Below are 17048 nucleotides of genomic sequence, written 5' to 3' on the forward strand. Positions count from 1 at the left end.
GGGCCTCACGGCCCCGCGTACCGGCCTCAGCCGTGTCCGGCCGCGCACCGCACCCGGCCCCGGCCCGCCGACCGGCGGAAATGCACCGGAGGCACCCCGCGGATTTGCGTAGGCTTGCGGTCCATGAGCCGTCTTGTTCTCGCCACCCGCAACACCCACAAGGTCACCGAGCTCCAGCACATCCTCAAGGACGCCGGGCTCGACGTCGAACTCGTCGGCGTCGACGCGTTCCCCGACGTCCCCGACGTCCCGGAGACGGGCCTGACGTTCGCCGCGAACGCCCTGCTCAAGGCACACGCCGTGGCCCGCGCCACCGGCCTCCCGGCGATCGCCGACGACTCCGGCCTGTGCGTCGAGGCGCTCAACGGCATGCCCGGCATCTTCTCCGCCCGCTGGTCCGGCACACACGGCGACGACCGCGCCAACCTCGAACTCCTGCTCGCGCAGCTGTCCGACATCGCCGTCGAGCACCGCGCCGCCTACTTCGCCTGCGCCGCCGCGCTCGCGCTGCCGAACGGCACCGAGCGCGTCGTCGAAGGCCGCCTCAACGGCACGCTCACCCACGCACCGCGCGGCACCAACGGCTTCGGCTACGACCCGATCCTCCAGGTCGACGGCGACAGTCGCACCACCGCCGAGCTGACCCCGGACGAGAAGAACGCCGTCAGCCACCGCGGCAAGGCGTTCCGCGCCCTCGTGCCGATCGTCACCGAGCTGGTCACCGACCGCGCCTGAGGCGGTCGTTCACGAATCGGTAAGGCCCGGGCACGGGCTTTCCGCGCGTCCCGGGGCGATGATGAGGGCACCACGACTGTGAGGAGTAGTCGCCGTGCCCCTCTCACCGGCCGTCCGACGCGTGCTCACCGTGCACGGCCCCGCCGCGCTCTGCGGCGTGCTCGCGGGCGCGGCCGCGGTGGCCGCGTCGGAGTTCGCCGCGGCGTTCGTGCGCCGCGAGGCCGCGCCGCTGGTCACCGTCGGCCAGTCCGTCATCGACCGCACGCCGCGCGGGCTCAAGGAGTACGCGATCCGCGAGTTCGGCACGAACGACAAACTCGTGCTGCAACTCTCGGTCGGCGCGATCCTGCTCGTCTTCTCGGCCCTGCTCGGCGCGGTGGCCCGCCGGTGGCTCTGGGCGGGGCTGGCCGGCGTGGGACTGCTCGGCGTCCTGATCGTCGCGGCCGCGGTGTCGCGCCCGGCGGACGAGGGCACCGACGTCATCCCCGCTCTCGTCGCGGTGGCGGTGGGCGCGGCGACCCTCACACTCCTCACCAGACCGGAACTCCTGCGGCGGGAACCCCCCGAGGCGTACGACGACTTGGTGACCCGTCTCGCCGCCGACTCCGCACCGGCCACCACCGCGCCCGGCCCCGTGACCCTCCCCTCCGATACCTCCACCGCCGCCGACACCCCCACCGCCGCCGGGCCCTCCCGCCGAACCCTCGTCCTCGGCACCGCCGGAGCCGCCGCACTGCTCGCCGGGATCGGACGCTGGCTCCAGGAGATCCGATTCGACGTCAGCGGCTCGCGCAACGCCGTCGTCCTCCCGCCCCCGGCCGCCCCGGCGCCCGCACAACCCCTCGGCACCGAACTCGGCATCCCCGGGCTGAGCCCGCACATGACGCCGAACAAGGACTTCTACCGCATCGACACCGCCCTCGTCGTGCCCGAAATCCGCGCCGAGGACTGGAAGTTGCGCATCCACGGCATGGTCGACCGGGAAATCGAGATCGACTTCGCGACGCTGGCCGCGCGCCCCACCATCGAGCGCCACATAACCCTGTGCTGCGTCTCCAACGACGTGGGCGGCCCCTACATCGGCACCGCCAAGTGGCTCGGTGTCCCGCTGGCCGACCTGCTCCGCGAGGCGGGCGTCCGTCCGGACGCCGACCAGCTCGTGAGCCGCTCCTCCGACGGCATGACGATCGGCACCCCGACCGCCGCCGTCATGGACGGCCGCGACGCGATGCTTGCCATCGGCATGAACGGCGAACCCCTCCCGATAAAGCACGGGTTCCCGGTCCGCATGGTCGTCCCCGGACTCTACGGCTACGTCTCCGCGTGCAAGTGGATCGTCGAGATAGAAGCCACCCGCTTCGCCGACTACGACGCCTACTGGGTTCCCCGCGGCTGGTCCGCCCAGGGCCCCGTCAAAACCCAGTCCCGCATAGACACCCCCAAGAACATGGCCAAGGTCCCCCGAAACCGCGGCCGCGTCCCCGTCGCGGGCGTCGCCTGGGCCCAGCACACCGGCATCGCCGCCGTCGAGGTCCAGATCGACGACGACCCCTGGCAGCAGGCCCAACTGGCCGCCGAGGACTCCGTCGACACCTGGCGCCAGTTCGTCTGGTACTGGGACGCCCCCCGCCCCGGCCCCCACCGCATCCGCATCCGCGCCACCGACAAATCCGGCGCGGTCCAGACCGAGGAAGAAGCAAGCGTCGCCCCCGACGGCGCCACCGGCTGGCACACCATCGCCCTGACCGTCACCTGACCCAAAACCGAAGGGCGGCCACCCAATCAGGGTGGCCGCCCTTCGCAGTGTGCGGCCGGTGGGATTCGAACCCACAAACCCGCAGGTCACAGGACCTAACCCTGCTGCGTCGCCTTTGCGCCACGGCCGCGTCTCGTAATTCCAGCGGCCGGGGCCGGGGATTACGTGCGGTTCATCGTAGTGGAGTCCCACCGGTGCCACGTGAAGCGAGGGAGGAATTACGCCCGCAGAACGTGTCGGTCTGGCTGTGGCAGTTTGGACAGAGGTACCGAAGGTTGTCCGGGCGGTTGTCCCGCCAATCACCGTTGATGTGGTCGACTTCGAGGATGATCGGCTTGCCGTTCCACTCCGCGCCGATGCCGCAGACCACGCACTTGGGTGCGCGCCCGATCTCGGCGAGGGCCCGGCGCAGTTGGTGGACCTTCGTCCGCCGATCGCGGCCAGGGTCGTGCCGGAGGATGTCGGCGGCACCGAGCTTCGGCGCCCGCCTGCCCTTGTTGTGGCCCTGCCCCGGCAGCCCTGAGAGGTCGACGGAGTGCTCGCTCGCCCAACGCCGCACGAGCCGGTATGAGTTCGTCCCGTGAGACAGCCCGAGGGCGCGGGCCACTCCCGCGACGGACCGGGACTCCGCGACGGCCTTCCTCAGGGCGTCGGGGTCCACCGTGTGCCGCATGCCGATTGTCGTGAAGTGGCTGACATCGATTCCGAAGTCCGCGCACCGCTTCCGGATGTAGCCGTAGGCGCTCGGGTACGGCTCCACGCCGAGAAACCGCAGCATCTCCGGGACGCTGCTGCTGCGCGCCGCTGCTTCGGCGAGCTCTTCGCGCGTGTAGGTGTGCCGCTTGTGGTGCTTGCCGAGGTGTGTGAAGTGACTGGTGTCGATCCCAAGCCGCTGGACCTGGCGGCTGATGTGGGTGTGGTGGCCGCCGATGATCGGCAGACCGAGCCGGCGGAGCATCTCGTTGATGCTCCGGGATTCGGCCGCCAGCTCCGCGAGCAGCTCAGGCGGGTACTTCCGGTGTGTGGCCATCGTCGTTCGTCCTCCCCGTAGGGCGTGGCGAAGCCCCCTCGGGGTGGTCAACGACGAACAGGTGTGCGGGTTTCGGGGTGTGATCACACTATTTTCTGACTCTGCGTCATGGGCCGGGCCGGTGGCGATCCGGCCCATGACGGGGAGGATCAGGCGGCGATCTTCAGGTCTTTGAGGAGCTTGGCGACGTGGCCGGTGGCTCGGACGTTGTACCAGGCTTGTTCGATCTTGCCGGATTCGTCGACGACGAAGGTCGAGCGGATGACGCCGGTGACCTTCTTGCCGTACATCGTCTTCTCGCCGAAGGCGCCGTAGGCCTCCAAGGTGGATTTGTCCGGGTCGGAGAGCAGGGTGACCTTCAGCGACTCCTTGTCGCGGAACTTGCCGAGCTTTTCGGGCTTGTCGGGGGAGATGCCGAGGACGTCGTAGCCGGCGTCGGCGAGGAGGGCGAGGTTGTCGGTGAAGTCGCAGGCCTGCTTCGTGCAGCCGGGGGTGAGGGCGGCCGGGTAGAAGTAGACGATCACCTTGCGGCCCTTGTGGGCGGACAGGGAGACGTCGTCGCCGTCGGCGTTCTTGAGGGTGAAGGCGGGGGCGGTGTCGCCGGGCTGGAGTCGTTCGCTCACCGGGGGCCTCTCTCTGGGTTCTTGGCCGGATCTGGTGCGTGCTGCCGCGGATGCGCGGGGGCCTGACCCGGCCACGCTAGGTCCGGCTCCGAATCACGGCAAACGCGATGTGCCGAGGGTCGCTAATTGCGCATCTGTTGCAGGTGCGACCGCTCCTCATAAAATCGGACGGCTCGGCGGTCGGCCAGTGGCCATGTGTTCTTTCGGAGGAGGTCCCCATGCACGTACCCGATGGGTTCATCAACGCCCCCGTGTCGGTGGCTGCGGGGGTGGTCGCCGCCGCCGGGGTCGCGGTGTCGCTCCGCGGCGCGCGGCGCGAGCTCGACGAGCGGACGGCGCCGCTGGCGGGCCTGGTCGCGGCGTTCATCTTCGCGGTGCAGATGCTGAACTTCCCGGTCGCGTCCGGGACCAGCGGGCACCTGCTCGGGGGCACGCTCGCCGCGATCCTGGTCGGGCCGTACACCGGTGTGCTGTGCATGTCGGTGGTGCTGCTGATGCAGGCGGTGTTCTTCGCCGACGGCGGGCTCAGCGCGCTCGGCGTGAACATCACGATCATGGGTATCACCACGGCCGTCGTCGGCTACGGCCTGTTCCGGCTGCTCGCCGGGGTGCTGCCGCGCACGCGGCGGTCGCTCGGCGCCGCGTCGTTCGTGGCCGCGCTGGTGTCGGTGCCGGTGTGCGCCGCGGTGTTCACGCTGGTGTACGCGATCGGCGGCACGACCGACGTGCCCATCTCGAAGGTGGCCGGCGCCATGATCGGGGTGCACGTGCTCATCGGCATCGGCGAGGCGCTGATCACCGCGGCCACCGTGTCGAGCGTGCTCGCGGTACGCCCCGACCTCGTGTACGGCGCGCGCGGCCTCGCCCGTCCGCTGGAACTCCGCACGGGTGCGCAGGAGTCCGCCCCCGCCGCGCAGCAGGCTTGAGACCGGTCCGGGAAGAGGTCAGGGATATGGCGAAGATTCGTACGCGCACGCTGCTCATCGCCGGCGCGATCGTCGCGCTCGTCCTCGCGGGCATCGTGAGCTTCTACGCGAGCGCGCACCCGGACGGCCTGGAAAAGGTCGCGGGTGACAAGGGCATGGACACCAAGGTCGAGGAACACGCCCTCGCCGACGCCCCGTTGGCCGACTACGGCGTGGAGGGCGTGGACAACGAGCGCATCTCCGGCGGCCTGGCGGGCGTCCTCGGCGTCGCCGGGACACTGGTGGTCGGCAGCGGCATCTTCTGGGTCGTCAAGCGCCGTGGCGCGGTGGACGGTTCGGCGGACGACCGGGCCCATGGCGGAACGGGCGGCAGGGGCGAGACGGGCGAGCCCCGGGTCGGCGCCGCAGCCGACGGGTCGTGACGCCGGTCGGCGGGCTGGCGACCCAGCACGGTCCGGGGACCCATCACGGGCCGGGGACGCACCACGCGTGGGGGACCCACCACGGGTTGGGGACCCAACCTGGGCGGGCGACCCACTCCGGGCCGCGGACCCACCCAGGGCCGCGGATCGGCCGCCGGTCGAGGGACCGTTGCGCTCCGCGGATCCGCCGCAGGTCGGGGCCGGTGCGCTGATGGGCGCCGGGCACGCGCACAACCTGTACCGGGCGGGCGATTCCCCGCTGCACCGCTTGCCGCCGCACTGCAAGTTGGTGGCCGTGGTGCTGTTCGTCTTCGCGGTCGTGGCGACGCCGCGCGAGCGGTTCTGGGCGTTCGGCGTGTACGCCCTGCTGCTCGCCGCCGTCGCCGCGGTCGGCCGCGTCCCGCTCGGGTACGTCCTGCGCCGCGTCGTCGTCGAGATCCCCTTCGTGGCGTTCGCCGTCGCGCTGCCCTTCCTTGCTACCGGCCCCAAGACGGAGTTCCTGGGGCTCACGGTGAGCCACAGCGGCCTGCTGGGCGCCTGGAACATCCTCGCGAAGGGCACGCTGGGCGTCGTCGCGTCGATCCTGCTCGCCGCCACCACGCCGCTGCGCGACCTGCTCCTCGGCATGGAGCGGCTGCGGATGCCGCAACTCCTCGTGCAGATCATGCAGTTCATGCTGCGGTACATGGACGTCATCAGCGGCGAGATGGGCCGCATGCGGGTGGCCCGTGAGTCGCGCGGCTTCGTGGCGCGCGACGTACGCCAGCTGCCGGTCGTGGCGAAGTCAGCCGGGGCGCTGTTCATCCGCTCGTACGAGCGCGGCGAGCGCGTGCACCTCGCGATGCTCAGCCGGGGCTACGAGGGCACGATGCCGCGCATCGTCGAGGTGGAGGCGTCCGGGCGGCAGTGGGCGGCCGCGTCGGCGCTCCCGCTGACGGCGGCGCTGGCCTGCGCGGCGGCGTGGTTGGCCGGTGGGTGAGGATGGGCCCCATGGGTGACACGACAGGGACCGAGGCAGGGACCGCGGCAGGGACCGAGGCAGAGCCCGAGTCGGGGCCCGCGACCGGGGCCGGGCCCGATCCGGGGCCCGAGGCCGCCGCCCCCGCGGGCCACGCCGCCCCCGCGCACCCGCCCGCGGCCCCCGGCGTACCCCCGTCCCTGGAGGTCGAGGGTCTGGCCTTCGCCTACCCCGACGGCCACCAGGCGCTCTTCGGGGTCGACATGTGCGTCGGGCGCGGGGAGCGCGTCGCGCTGCTCGGGCCGAACGGTGCGGGCAAGACCACGCTCGTGCTGCACCTCAACGGCATTCTCTCGGCGGCCACCGGCACCGGCCGCGGCACCGTGCGCGTGGCCGGCCTGGAGGTGGCCAAGCCGAACCTGCGGGAGATCCGCCGCCGGGTCGGCATCGTCTTCCAGGACCCGGACGACCAGCTCTTCATGCCCTCGGTACGCGAGGACGTCGCCTTCGGCCCGGCCAACCTCGGCCTGCGCGGCGCGGAACTGGACGAGCGGGTCGCCGAGGCGCTGGGCCGCGTCGGCATGGAGCGCTACGCCGACCGGCCGCCGCACCACCTGAGCTTCGGTCAGCGCCGCCGCGTGGCGGTGGCCACGGTGCTCGCGATGCGGCCGGAGATCCTGGTGCTGGACGAGCCGTCGTCCAACCTCGACCCGGCGAGTCGCCGCGAGCTGGCCGAGATCCTGGACGGGCTGGACGTGACGGTGCTGATGGTCACCCACGACCTCCCGTACGCGTTGGAGCTGTGCCCCCGCGCGCTGGTGCTGTCCGGCGGTGTCATCGCCGCCGACGGGCCCACGCGCGAACTCCTCGCGGACCGCGACCTGATGGACGCGCACCGGCTGGAGCTGCCGTACGGGTACGCCCGTCCGGACTGCCCCCACTGCGCCCCGCGCGACGCCCGCGGCGGCCCGTGGCGGCCGCCGGCACCCGGGCCCACCTGCGGGGTCGAACACGGCTGAGAACCACCCGGATGCCGCGTCCTGGTCCGGATACCTGCTTGACTTGGGGGCACACGCGGAAGACGGCGTGATTCGTGGTGCGGCAGCGGAAGCGAGAGGACGGGCTGTGGGCGAGAACGGGCACGGCGGGCCGGAGCGTTCTGCGGCGGATTTGGAGCGGGCCGGCCGGGCGGCTCTGGGGCGCCAGGTGACGGTCCAGGCGGAGAAGACCCGGGTGGAGCCGGCCGACGGTTCGTCCGGGGCGGAGGTGAACGCCGCGCCGCGCAGCCCGCAGGAGATCGAGGCGGACATCGAGCGCGCGCGGACGAGCCTCGCGGCGACGCTGGACGAGCTGGTGGACCGGGTCAAACCGGCGAATGTCGCGCGGCGTACCTCGGACAAGGTCCGGGCGCAGTTCATCGACACCGACACCGGTGCCCCGCGCATGGAGCGCATCGCGCCGATCGCGGGGGCCGCGGTCGGACTGGTCGTGCTGGTGGCGCTGCTCAAGCGCCGCGGCGGCGACAAGAAGAAGTAGCGGGCACGCGCGGGCGGATCCGGGCGGCGGTCCGGATCCGATCCCTGCCCTGGTGTCACACTCGGGCGCTCGGGCGGGTACTTTTCATGCGTGAGCTCCGACGCGTCCCAGACTTCCGCTTCCCTTTCCCAGGACGGCCCGGTGGCCGGCCTCGGCGAGAAGCTGCCCATCCGCATGCTGCACGACCGCGTTCTGGTCCGGCAGGACGCCGGGGAGGGGGACCGCCGTTCCAGCGGCGGCATCCTGATCCCGGCGACCGCGCAGGTCGGCAAACGGCTCGCGTGGGCCGAGGTGATCGCGGTGGGCCAGAACGTGCGCACCGTCGAGCCGGGCGACCGGGTGCTGTACGACCCCGAGGAGCGCGCCGAGGTCGAGGTGCGCGGGGTGGCGTACGTACTGCTGCGCGAGCGGGACCTGCACGCGGTGGCGGCCGAGCGCGTCGAGGCTTCCGGAGAGGCGACCGGCCTGTACCTCTGAGGCCGCGTACCTCCGAGGCGGCGTACCCCTGAGACCGCATACCTCTGAAGCCGCATGCGCCTGAGGCCGTCTACCTCCGAGGCCGCGTACCTGCGAGGTTCGTGCTTTCGAAGCCGCGTCACCCTGACACGGCGTTCCTCCGAATGCCGTGTCTCCGAGACCCGTCCCACCGCGCCCCGACCCCGGTGACCAACCTCACCGCGCCCGGGTTTTGCCTCCCCGACCCCGTTTGAGAGGCTGGAGGCGGCCGGGCCGACGATGTGGTCCCGCCCCCGACGAGGTGCGACGTACCGGGCCATGACGACGACGCGTGCGAGGTGCGTTGTCATGGCGTGGGTCCTGCTCGGTATCGCCGGTCTTCTGGAGGTCGGCTGGGCGATCGGCCTCAAGTACACCGAGGGCTTCACGAAGCTCGTCCCCAGCGTTCTGACCGGTCTCGGCATCGCCGGGAGCATGGTGCTGCTGTCGATGGCCGCCAAGTCGCTGCCGATCGGCACCGCGTACGGCGTCTGGGTCGGCATCGGTGCGGTGGGCTCCGGCCTGCTGGGCATCGTCATTCTCGGCGAACCGGCGACCGCCGCAAGGCTGTTCTTCCTGAGCCTGATGGTCGTCGCGATCGTCGGCCTGAAGTTCACCGGCGGCGCGGGCCACTGACCCGGACGCCTGTCCGTCCTCCGTCCGGCCGACGCCCCCGAATCGTCCGTTGCCCGCCCCACGGCTGACCCGCGGGGCGGGTTTCTGCCAGGATGGCCGCCCTGAGGGGCCGCGACGGGTGGCCCGGGAGGAGTCGAGCGGACATGGTGTCGCGCCGAATAGTGGCCATCGCGCTGGGGGCCACCGCGCTGGTGGGCCTGCTCTTCGGCGGGGTGTTCGGGGTGCTGGGCGGCGGGGACGACGACAAGTCGCCCGCCGCGGCTGCGTCCCCGACGTCCGCCCCGCCCGGTCCGAGCCCGTTGTCCGCGGCCCCGTCGAGCGCTCCGCCGTCGTCGAGCCCGCCGTCCACGAGTGCGAGCCCCAGCAAGTCGCCGACGACGTCCAAGCCGCCGTCGCTCAAGTCGGGCACGACGTATGTGCTGACGCTGGGCGGCCGGGCCATGGACGTCTACGGCGGCGACAAGGACGACAACACGCCCGTCATCGTCTACACGTCCAACCCGGACAAGGCGAACCAGCAGTGGACCGTGCACGACGCCGGAGGCGGCTACGTGTACCTGGTCTCGCGCGTGAGCAACAAATGCCTCGACATGCAGGGCGGGCACGCGGTGCAGGACGGCTGCGGCAAGGAGCGCCAGCAGTGGCAGGCGCGGCCGAGCGGCAAGGGCTTCGTGCTGGTGAACCGGAGCGGCCAGGCGCTGGCCGTGGGCGAGAAGGTGCGCGGTCAGCAGGGCCTGCGCCTGGTCCCGGCCGCCAGTGGGGCGGTCTGGACGTTCACGCAGGCCCGCTGACCGGCGCGGCGGTTCAGCCGCCGTTGTAGAGCTTCGAGACGCGCGCTCCGAGGTCCGCGTCGACGCTCGTCCAGTACGCGATCACCTTGGGGAGGATCTCGGCGGTGACCGGGCCGTCACTCTTCATGTGGCCGACGATGTTCGAGGCCAGGTTGGCGCGGTCGGTCTCGGACAGCACGTCGCGGTACAGCGTGCCGGGCTGGCCGAAGTCGTCGTCCTCGGCGTGCAGGCGGTACGCGGAGCGGATGATCTCACCGGTGACCCCGTAACCCTCGTGCGCGTAAAGCTCGGGGGCGGCGACGGGGCCGCCGTACGAGTTCGGGGCGTACACCGGGTCGCCGTAGTTCTCGTACCTCATGGCGCCGTCCTTGTTGTACGAGTGGACGGGCACCTTGGGCCGGTTGACCGGGAGCTGGAGGTAGTTCGGCCCGATCCGGTACCGGTGGGTGTCCGGGTAGCTGAACAGGCGGCCCTGGAGCATCTTGTCGGGGCTCGCCGCGATGCCGGGCACCAGGTTGGCGGGTTCGAACGCGGCCTGCTCGACCTCGGCGAAGTAGTTCTCGGGGTTCCGGTTCAGCGTCATCGTGCCGATGTCGATCGGCGGGAAGTCGCCGTGCGGCCAGACCTTGGTGAGGTCGAACGGGTTGAACCGGTAGTCCGCGGCCGCCTCGAACGGCATGACCTGCACCTGGAGGGTCCAGGACGGGTGGTCGCCGGACTTGATCGCGGTGAACAGGTCGCGGATGTGGAAGTCGCGGTCCTCGCCGGCCATCGCGGCGGCCTCGGCGTCGGTGAAGTTCTCGATGCCCTGGTTCGTCTTGAAGTGGTACTTGATCCAGAACTTCTCGCCGCCCGCGTTGATCCACATGAAGGTGTGCGAGCCGAACCCGTGCATGTTGCGCCAGGTGCGCGGCGTCCCGCGGTCGGACATCAGGAACGTGACCTGGTGGGCCGAGGCGGGCGTGCCGGTCCAGAAGTCCCACTGCATGTTGTGGTCGTGCAGGTGGGTGTCCTGGCGGCGCTTCTGCGAGTGGATGAAGTCGGAGAACTGGCTGGGGTCCCGGATGAAGAAGATCGGGGTGTTGTTGCCGACCAGGTCGTAGTTCCCGTGCTGCGTGTAGAACTTGATGGCGAACCCGCGCGGGTCGCGGACCGTGTCGGGGAACCCGAGCTCGCCCGCGACCGTGGAGAAGCGCAGGAAGAGCGGGGTTTCGCGGCCGGGTTGGAAGAGGTCGGCCTTGGTGTACTGGCTGACGTCCGCGGTCATCTTGAGGATGCCGTGGGCGCCGCCGCCCTTGGCGTGGACGACGCGCTCGGGCACCCGCTCCCGGTTGAACTGCGCCATCTTCTGGATCACATAGTGGTCCTGCATCAGCAGCGGGCCGTTGCTGCCCACCGACTGGGAGAATTCGTCGCTCGGGGCGGCGATGCCGGCGTCGGTGGTGGTCGTGGGCCGATCGGTCATGCCGTTCACTCTTTCTGGGTGGGAGACCCTGGACCGGCGGCCGAAGCGCGGCAGTCCGGGCAGCGGCCCCAGAAGGTGACCTCGGCTTCGTCCAGGTCGTATCCGTGCGCGTCGTCGGGGGTCAGGCACGGCGCCGCGCCGACGACGCAGTCCACGTCCTCGACGGCGCCGCATCCCCGGCACACGATGTGGTGATGGTTGTCCCCGGTGCGCGCCTCGAAACGGGCCGGATGGTCGGCGGGGACGATCCGCCGGGCGAGGCCCGCGCGGACCAGCGCGTGCAGTGTGTCGTACACCGCCTGGGTCGAGACGCTGCCGAGCCGGCTGCGTGCGGCGCGCGCCAGCGACTCCGCGTCGCTGTGCGGCCGGGTCCGGATCAGGTCGAGGATCGTGGCACGCGCGGCGGTGACCCTCAGCCCCGCCTCGCGCAGCTGTTGGGGTATGTCCTCGCGGGACGTCCCGGCCATGATTTCCAATATAGGTACATTCTGGACTAGTTCAAGAGAACGCGCATGATCAGAATGTGCCGGCCCCAAATATGCGGAGATCCACGGCCTTGGAGCCGTTCCGGAATGCCCGCCCCGGAAAGTCCGGGGGACCCGCCGGAACAACACGCATGCTGGTCACGTTGCCCCTTGACGTGCCTTCTCATGCCTCGACTCCGTCGATACCGCTGTCCGTGCTGGACGTCGCCCCGGTCGGAACGGGCTACACCGCGACCGAGGCCCTGCGCACCACGACCGAACTCGCCCGGCGCGCCGAGCAGTGGGGCTACCACCGGTTCTGGGTGGCCGAGCACCACAACATGCCGGGCATCGCCAGTTCCTCGCCGCCGGTCCTGCTCGCCCACCTCGCCGCGCACACCACCACGCTGCGGCTGGGGTCGGGCGGCGTGATGCTGCCCAACCACGCGCCGCTGGTCGTCGCCGAGCAGTTCGGCACGCTCCAGGCGCTGCATCCGGGACGCATCGACATCGGTCTCGGACGGGCGCCGGGCACCGACCAGCACACCGCGCGGGCGCTGCGGCGCACCGCCGAGGCGCTGTCGGTGGACGACTTCCCGCAGCAGCTCGGCGAGCTGATCGGGTTCCTGACCGGGTCGTTCCGCGAGGGGCACCCGTACTCGCGGATCCACGCGGTGCCGGGCCCGGCGTCCGGCATCGAGCCGGGCGGGGAGCGGGACGCCTCGCGGGCGCCGATCTGGCTGCTCGGGTCGAGCGGCTACAGCGCGCAGCTCGCGGGCATCCTGGGCATGCCGTTCGCGTTCGCGCACCACTTCAGCGGCGAGCACACGCTGCCCGCGCTGGCGCTGTACCGCGAGCACTTCCAGCCGTCCGAGGATCTGAAGGAGCCGTACGCGATGATCGCCGCCGGGGTGATCGCGGCGGGCACGGCGGAGGAGGCGGAGCGGCTGGGGCGCGCCCAGGCGCTGGGCATGCTGCGGCTGCGCGGCGGGCGTCCGGGGCTCCAGCCGAGCCCGGAGGAGGCCGAGGAGTACCCGTGGACGCCCGCGGAGCGTGACTTCGTCGAGTCGTACCAGCGGCAGCACGTGATCGGGGACGCCGACACGGTGCGTCGCGGGCTGTCCGACCTGGTCGAGCGGACGGCGGTGGACGAGCTGATGGTCATCAGCAACGTGCACGGGCACGCGGCGCGGCTCGCGTCGTACGAGATCATCGCGCGGGAGTGGGGGCTGCCGGGGGTCTGAGGCCGTCGGGGACGCGGGAGCGTCGGCCGCGCCGGACGGCGGTGGGCCGCCCGGCGCGTGCCGGGGCGCTGTTCCGGCGCCCGTCAGACCAGCGACTCGCGCCAGGCCCGGTGGAGGGCGCCGAAGCGGCCCTCGCCGCCGGGTGACCCGGCCACCAGGTCGTCCGGTGTGCCGTCCTCGACAATGCGGCCGTCGTGCACGACGAGCACGCGGTCGGCGATCTCGACGGTCGACAGGCGGTGCGCGATGATCACCGCGGTCCGGCCCTCAAGGACCGTCGCGAGCGCGCGCTGCACGGCCCGTTCGCCCGGGATGTCGAGCGACGAGGTCGCCTCGTCCAGGATCAGCACCGCCGGGTCGGCGAGCAACGCCCTTGCGAAGGCCACGAGTTGGCGCTGTCCGGCGGACAGTCGCGCGCCGCGCTTGCGCACGTCGGTGTCGAAGCCGTCCGGAAGGGCCGCGATGAAGTCGTACGCGCCGAGCGCCCGGGCGGCGTCCTCGACCTGCGCGCGCGTGGCGTCCGGCCGCCCGATGGCGATGTTGTCCGCCACCGAGCCGCTGAACAGGAACGACTCCTGCGTGATCATCGTCAGCTCGCCGCGGAGCTGAGGCGTCGTCAATTCCCGTACGTCGACGCCGTCCAGCCGCACCGTGCCGGCCGTGGGGTCGTAGAACCGGGCGAGCAGCTTGGCCACCGTCGACTTGCCCGCGCCGGTCTCGCCCACCAGGGCGACCGTCTGCCCGCGCGGGATCGTCAGGTCGAGGCGCGGCAGCACGGTCACGCCGTCCTGGTAGCCGAAGCGGACGTCCTCGAACGCCACCGTCCGCCCCTTGCCGGAACGCTCGGGCAGTGCACGGGACTTGGCCGGTTCGGCGACGCCCGGCCGGTGCGCGAGCAGTCCGGCGATCTTCTCCAGCCCGGCCGCCGCGGACTGGTAGGTGTTGAGGAACATGGCCAGCTCGTCGAGCGGTTCGTACATGCGCCGGATGTAGAGCGCGAACGCCGCGAGCACGCCCAGCTCCAGGCCGCCGTCGGCGACCCGGTGCGCCCCGACGACCAGCGCCGCGACGAGTGTCAGGTTGCCGACCAGGAGAAGGAACGGCGCGAACCACGCGAAGAGCACGATGGTTTCGGTGTTGACGTCGGTGTAACGGCGGTTCAGGGCACGGAAGATGCCGATGTTGCGCGGCTCGCGACGGAACGCCTGGACCGCCCGGATGCCGTTGAGCGTCTCGATGTACTGCGTGGTCAGCGCCGCGCTGGTGGTCCGGGTGGCGCGGTATGCCCGGGTCGAGCGCCGCGAGTACCACACCGTCCCGGCCGCCAGCGGGACCAGCCCGGACAGCACGAGCAGCGCGAGCGGCACGTCCAGGACGAACAGGAAGGCCAGCGACACCCAGAAGCTCAGCATCACCTGGGTGATGCCGTCCACGCCGTCGTCCAGGAGCTCCTGCACCGCGTCGACGTCGCCGGTCGCGCGCGACACGATGCGACCGGACGTGTAGCGCTCGTGGAAGTCCAGGCTGAGGCGCTGCGCGTGGCCGAAGATGCGGCCGCGCAGGTCGAACAGCACGCCCTGGCTGACCCGGCCGCCGAGTACCTGGAAGGCCAGATTGGCGGCCGCCGCGACCAGCCCGCAGACCGCGTACGCCGCCACGATCCAGATCAGCGTGGCGTGGTCGCCGGCGATCGCGTCCGGCACCGCGCGGTCGATCGCGAGGCCGATCAGCAGCGGCCCGACGACCATCGAGGCCTGCTGGACCAGCGTGACGGCCGCGACGACGAGCAGGGTGCGGCGGTGCGGCGCGATCAAGGACAGCAGCAGGCGGCGCGCGTCGCCGGCGCGGGCCCGGCCCAGGGGGGTCTCGGCGAGCGGGGTGCCGGCGTCCTCGGCCTCCGCCTCGCGCGCGAGGTCGTCGTCGGACCGCGTGCTGATGCCCCGCCAGGACGTCAGGTCGACCCCGTCGGGCTCCTGGGGTTTGCCGTACGCGCCGTTCCCACGCCGGGCCCGGCCGTCGCCTCCGCTGCTCACACTGCCTCCTCGGCCGGTTCGTGCCCCGTTTCCGTCCCCGTCTCCATCTCTGTCTCGTCCGCCGCGGACCGGAGCCGCGGGGTGTCGGCGGCCATCAGGTGCCGGTATGCCGCGCTGCGCTGGAGCAGTTGGTCGTGTGTGCCCAGGGCGGCGATGCGTCCGTCGGTCAACAGGGCCACCCGGTCGGCGAGTTGCACGGTGCTCGGGCGGTGCGCGACGACGAGTGCGGTCGTGGTGGCCAGGACGTTCCGCAGCGCGCGTTCGACCTGGGCCTCGGTGTGCACGTCGAGCGCGGACAGCGGGTCGTCCAGCACCAGGACGGCCGGGCGGGAGACCACCGCGCGGGCCAGGGCGAGCCGTTGGCGCTGTCCGCCGGACAGGTCGAGGCCCTCCTCGCCGATGCGCGTGTCGAGCCCCCAGGGCAGGTCGTGGGCGAACTCCGCCTGGGCGACCCGCAGTGCGCGCTCCACGTCGGCCTCGGTGCCCTCCGGGAAGCCGAGCAGGACGTTCTCCCGCACGCTCATCGAGAACAGCACCGGTTCCTCGAACGCCACCGACACGATGCGGCGCAGGCGTTCGATCGGCAGGTCGCGCAGGTCGACGCCGTCGAGGGCGATGCGGCCGCCGGTGACGTCGTACAGGCGCGGGATGAGCGAGGTCAGCGTGGTCTTGCCGGAGCCGGTGGGGCCGACGAGGGCGATCGTCTCGCCGGGGCGGATCGCCAGGTCGACGCCGCGCAGCAGGTCGGGGGTGCCGGGCGGGGTCTCGGGGAAGCGGAAGCGCACGTCCTCGAAGGCGAGTGCGCCGCCCACCCGCACGGGGTCGACGGGGTTGTCGCGCTCGGGGGTGTCGCCGCGCGCGTCCATCACCTCGAAGTAGCGGTTGGCGGCGGCCGCGGCGTCCGTCGCCCCGGCCAGCAGCCAGCCGAACGACTCCACGGGCCAGCGCAGGTACATCACGACCGAGAAGAACGCGATCAGTTCGCCGGTCGTCATGGCGCCGTCGGCGACCTGGAGCACGCCGACCAGCATGGCCGCGGCGACGACCAGTTCGGGGATGGCGATGAGGACGGCCCAGATGACGCCGACGAGGCGGGCCTTGCGCAGTTCGGTGCGGCGCAGTTCGCGCGTCATGGCGTCGAACTTGCGGTCCATCGCCCGGTTGCGGCCGAACGCCTTGAGGATCCGGATGCCGAGCACCGACTCCTCCATGAGCGTCGCGACGTCCCCGGCCTGGTCCTGGGCGCGGCGGGTGACCACGCGGTACCGCTTCTCGAAGTAGTGGCTGAGCACGATCACCGGGACGGCCATCGCGGTGACGATCAGCGCGAGAAGGGGGTCGAGCGTGAAGAGGATGACCGAGCCGACGACGAACGTGGCGGCGTTGACGAACAGGTAGACCAGGATGAACGACAGGAACTGCCGCAACTGGCCGAGGTCGCGGGAGGCCCGTGAGAGAAGCTGCCCGGACTGCCATTTGTCGTGGAAGCCGATGGGACGTGTCTGGAGGTGCTCGTACAGCGCGTTCCGCATCGTCTCCTCGACGCGGGTGAGCGGACGTGCGGTCAGCATGCGGCGGCCCCAGTAGAACGCCGCCTCAAGGAGGCCCAGCCCGGCCAGCAGCAGGGCCCACGGCCACAGCGCGCCGGTGTCGCGGTCGGCCACCGGGCCGTCGATGATGCCGGCGATGACCAGCGGGATCATGAGACCCGTGACGGTCGAGCACAGGGCCATCGAGCCACTGGCGATCAACCGCCCGCGCGCCGGACGGACGAACGGGCGCAGGCGGAGGAGACTCGCGGCGGTCGACTGCGTGGGACTGGTCCCGGTCGATGCCGTGGACGAGGGGTCGGCCATGATCCCCGACCGTACGTCGGCCGGGCGGGACGGTCATCTGGTTTTCCGGCGGGTTAGTGTCTATTTGGAACTGTTCCG

At 71.6% G+C, this 17048-nt stretch carries 15 protein-coding genes, 1 tRNA gene and 1 pseudogene; 10 read left to right on the top strand and 7 right to left on the bottom strand.

The annotated features are described in order from the left end of the window. Positions 1 to 123: 123 nt before the first annotated feature. Both ACRX5S_RS25790 and ACRX5S_RS25795 read left to right on the top strand, forming a co-directional pair. Positions 124 to 735, top strand: a complete 612-nt coding sequence (locus ACRX5S_RS25790) for an XTP/dITP diphosphatase (RefSeq protein ID WP_436775471.1) — start codon at positions 124 to 126, stop codon at positions 733 to 735. A 94-nt stretch (positions 736 to 829) separates the two neighbouring features. Further along, the gene (locus ACRX5S_RS25795) at positions 830 to 2491 is read left to right on the top strand and encodes a molybdopterin-dependent oxidoreductase (RefSeq protein ID WP_436775472.1); all 1662 of its coding nucleotides are present in this window, start codon (positions 830 to 832) and stop codon (positions 2489 to 2491) included. A 50-nt stretch (positions 2492 to 2541) separates the two neighbouring features. Here ACRX5S_RS25795 and ACRX5S_RS25800 read toward each other — a convergent pair. From ACRX5S_RS25800 to bcp, 3 genes are all read right to left on the bottom strand, one after another. Then, positions 2542 to 2621 (bottom strand) — tRNA-Leu (locus ACRX5S_RS25800). Between the two features lie 42 nt (positions 2622 to 2663). Further along, a complete protein-coding gene (locus tag ACRX5S_RS25805; protein WP_436775473.1) occupies positions 2664 to 3521 on the bottom strand; it encodes an HNH endonuclease signature motif containing protein in 858 nt (285 codons plus the stop codon). Positions 3522 to 3670: 149 nt separating this feature from the next. Beyond that, on the bottom strand, positions 3671 to 4144 hold the full coding sequence (gene bcp, locus ACRX5S_RS25810; RefSeq protein WP_436775474.1) for a thioredoxin-dependent thiol peroxidase: 474 nt from the start codon (positions 4142 to 4144) through the stop codon (positions 3671 to 3673). 218 nt (positions 4145 to 4362) lie between these two features. Here bcp and ACRX5S_RS25815 point away from each other — a divergent pair. From ACRX5S_RS25815 to ACRX5S_RS25845, 7 genes and pseudogenes are all read left to right on the top strand, one after another. After that, a pseudogene (locus ACRX5S_RS25815) lies at positions 4363 to 5492 on the top strand (energy-coupling factor ABC transporter permease). 211 nt (positions 5493 to 5703) lie between these two features. Next, complete coding sequence (gene cbiQ / locus ACRX5S_RS25820) at positions 5704 to 6471, top strand: cobalt ECF transporter T component CbiQ (protein WP_436775613.1); 768 nt, start codon at positions 5704 to 5706, stop codon at positions 6469 to 6471. A gap of 11 nt (positions 6472 to 6482) precedes the next feature. After that, entirely contained in the window at positions 6483 to 7469 is a 987-nt protein-coding gene (locus tag ACRX5S_RS25825; RefSeq protein WP_436775475.1) for an energy-coupling factor ABC transporter ATP-binding protein, read from the top strand. A gap of 106 nt (positions 7470 to 7575) precedes the next feature. Further along, positions 7576 to 7986, top strand: a complete 411-nt coding sequence (locus ACRX5S_RS25830; RefSeq protein WP_436775476.1) for a DUF3618 domain-containing protein — start codon at positions 7576 to 7578, stop codon at positions 7984 to 7986. A 174-nt stretch (positions 7987 to 8160) separates the two neighbouring features. Continuing rightward, positions 8161 to 8463: a GroES family chaperonin gene (locus tag ACRX5S_RS25835; protein ID WP_235057120.1), complete on the top strand. Its 303-nt coding sequence runs from the start codon at positions 8161 to 8163 to the stop codon at positions 8461 to 8463. 327 nt (positions 8464 to 8790) lie between these two features. Next, entirely contained in the window at positions 8791 to 9117 is a 327-nt protein-coding gene (locus tag ACRX5S_RS25840) for a DMT family transporter (RefSeq protein ID WP_436775477.1), read from the top strand. Between the two features lie 143 nt (positions 9118 to 9260). Next, a complete protein-coding gene (locus ACRX5S_RS25845) occupies positions 9261 to 9908 on the top strand; it encodes an RICIN domain-containing protein (RefSeq protein WP_436775478.1) in 648 nt (215 codons plus the stop codon). 13 nt (positions 9909 to 9921) lie between these two features. Here ACRX5S_RS25845 and ACRX5S_RS25850 read toward each other — a convergent pair whose 3' ends face one another. Together ACRX5S_RS25850 and ACRX5S_RS25855 are read right to left on the bottom strand one after the other, a co-directional pair. Continuing rightward, positions 9922 to 11373, bottom strand: a complete 1452-nt coding sequence (locus tag ACRX5S_RS25850) for a catalase (RefSeq protein WP_436775479.1) — start codon at positions 11371 to 11373, stop codon at positions 9922 to 9924. Positions 11374 to 11378: 5 nt separating this feature from the next. Beyond that, entirely contained in the window at positions 11379 to 11840 is a 462-nt protein-coding gene (locus ACRX5S_RS25855; RefSeq protein ID WP_436775480.1) for a Fur family transcriptional regulator, read from the bottom strand. A gap of 149 nt (positions 11841 to 11989) precedes the next feature. On the opposite strand from ACRX5S_RS25855, the gene ACRX5S_RS25860 reads away from it, so the two are divergent. Further along, positions 11990 to 13081 carry an LLM class flavin-dependent oxidoreductase gene (locus tag ACRX5S_RS25860; protein WP_436775481.1) on the top strand — a complete coding sequence of 364 codons (1092 nt, stop codon included), beginning with the start codon at positions 11990 to 11992 and terminating at the stop codon, positions 13079 to 13081. A gap of 83 nt (positions 13082 to 13164) precedes the next feature. Here ACRX5S_RS25860 and ACRX5S_RS25865 read toward each other — a convergent pair whose 3' ends face one another. Together ACRX5S_RS25865 and ACRX5S_RS25870 are read right to left on the bottom strand one after the other, a co-directional pair. After that, entirely contained in the window at positions 13165 to 15036 is a 1872-nt protein-coding gene (locus tag ACRX5S_RS25865) for an ABC transporter ATP-binding protein (RefSeq protein ID WP_436775614.1), read from the bottom strand. Between the two features lie 74 nt (positions 15037 to 15110). Next, positions 15111 to 16970, bottom strand: coding sequence for an ABC transporter ATP-binding protein (locus tag ACRX5S_RS25870; RefSeq protein WP_436775482.1), 1860 nt, complete (start codon positions 16968 to 16970; stop codon positions 15111 to 15113). Positions 16971 to 17048 lie beyond the last annotated feature (78 nt).

Source organism: Yinghuangia sp. YIM S09857 (genome assembly GCF_051388915.1).
Lineage (GTDB): Bacteria > Actinomycetota > Actinomycetes > Streptomycetales > Streptomycetaceae > Yinghuangia.

Coding starts and splice junctions, on each gene's coding strand:
- ACRX5S_RS25805 (WP_436775473.1), bottom strand. CDS start 3,521: ATGGCCACACACCGGAAGTACCCGCCTGAGCTGCTCGCGGAGCTGGCG.
- ACRX5S_RS25825 (WP_436775475.1), top strand. CDS start 6,483: ATGGGTGACACGACAGGGACCGAGGCAGGGACCGCGGCAGGGACCGAG.
- ACRX5S_RS25860 (WP_436775481.1), top strand. CDS start 11,990: ATGCTGGTCACGTTGCCCCTTGACGTGCCTTCTCATGCCTCGACTCCG.
- ACRX5S_RS25790 (WP_436775471.1), top strand. CDS start 124: ATGAGCCGTCTTGTTCTCGCCACCCGCAACACCCACAAGGTCACCGAG.
- ACRX5S_RS25840 (WP_436775477.1), top strand. CDS start 8,791: ATGGCGTGGGTCCTGCTCGGTATCGCCGGTCTTCTGGAGGTCGGCTGG.
- cbiQ (WP_436775613.1), top strand. CDS start 5,704: ATGGGCGCCGGGCACGCGCACAACCTGTACCGGGCGGGCGATTCCCCG.
- ACRX5S_RS25855 (WP_436775480.1), bottom strand. CDS start 11,840: ATGGCCGGGACGTCCCGCGAGGACATACCCCAACAGCTGCGCGAGGCG.
- ACRX5S_RS25845 (WP_436775478.1), top strand. CDS start 9,261: ATGGTGTCGCGCCGAATAGTGGCCATCGCGCTGGGGGCCACCGCGCTG.
- ACRX5S_RS25850 (WP_436775479.1), bottom strand. CDS start 11,373: ATGACCGATCGGCCCACGACCACCACCGACGCCGGCATCGCCGCCCCG.
- ACRX5S_RS25870 (WP_436775482.1), bottom strand. CDS start 16,970: ATGGCCGACCCCTCGTCCACGGCATCGACCGGGACCAGTCCCACGCAG.
- ACRX5S_RS25835 (WP_235057120.1), top strand. CDS start 8,161: ATGCTGCACGACCGCGTTCTGGTCCGGCAGGACGCCGGGGAGGGGGAC.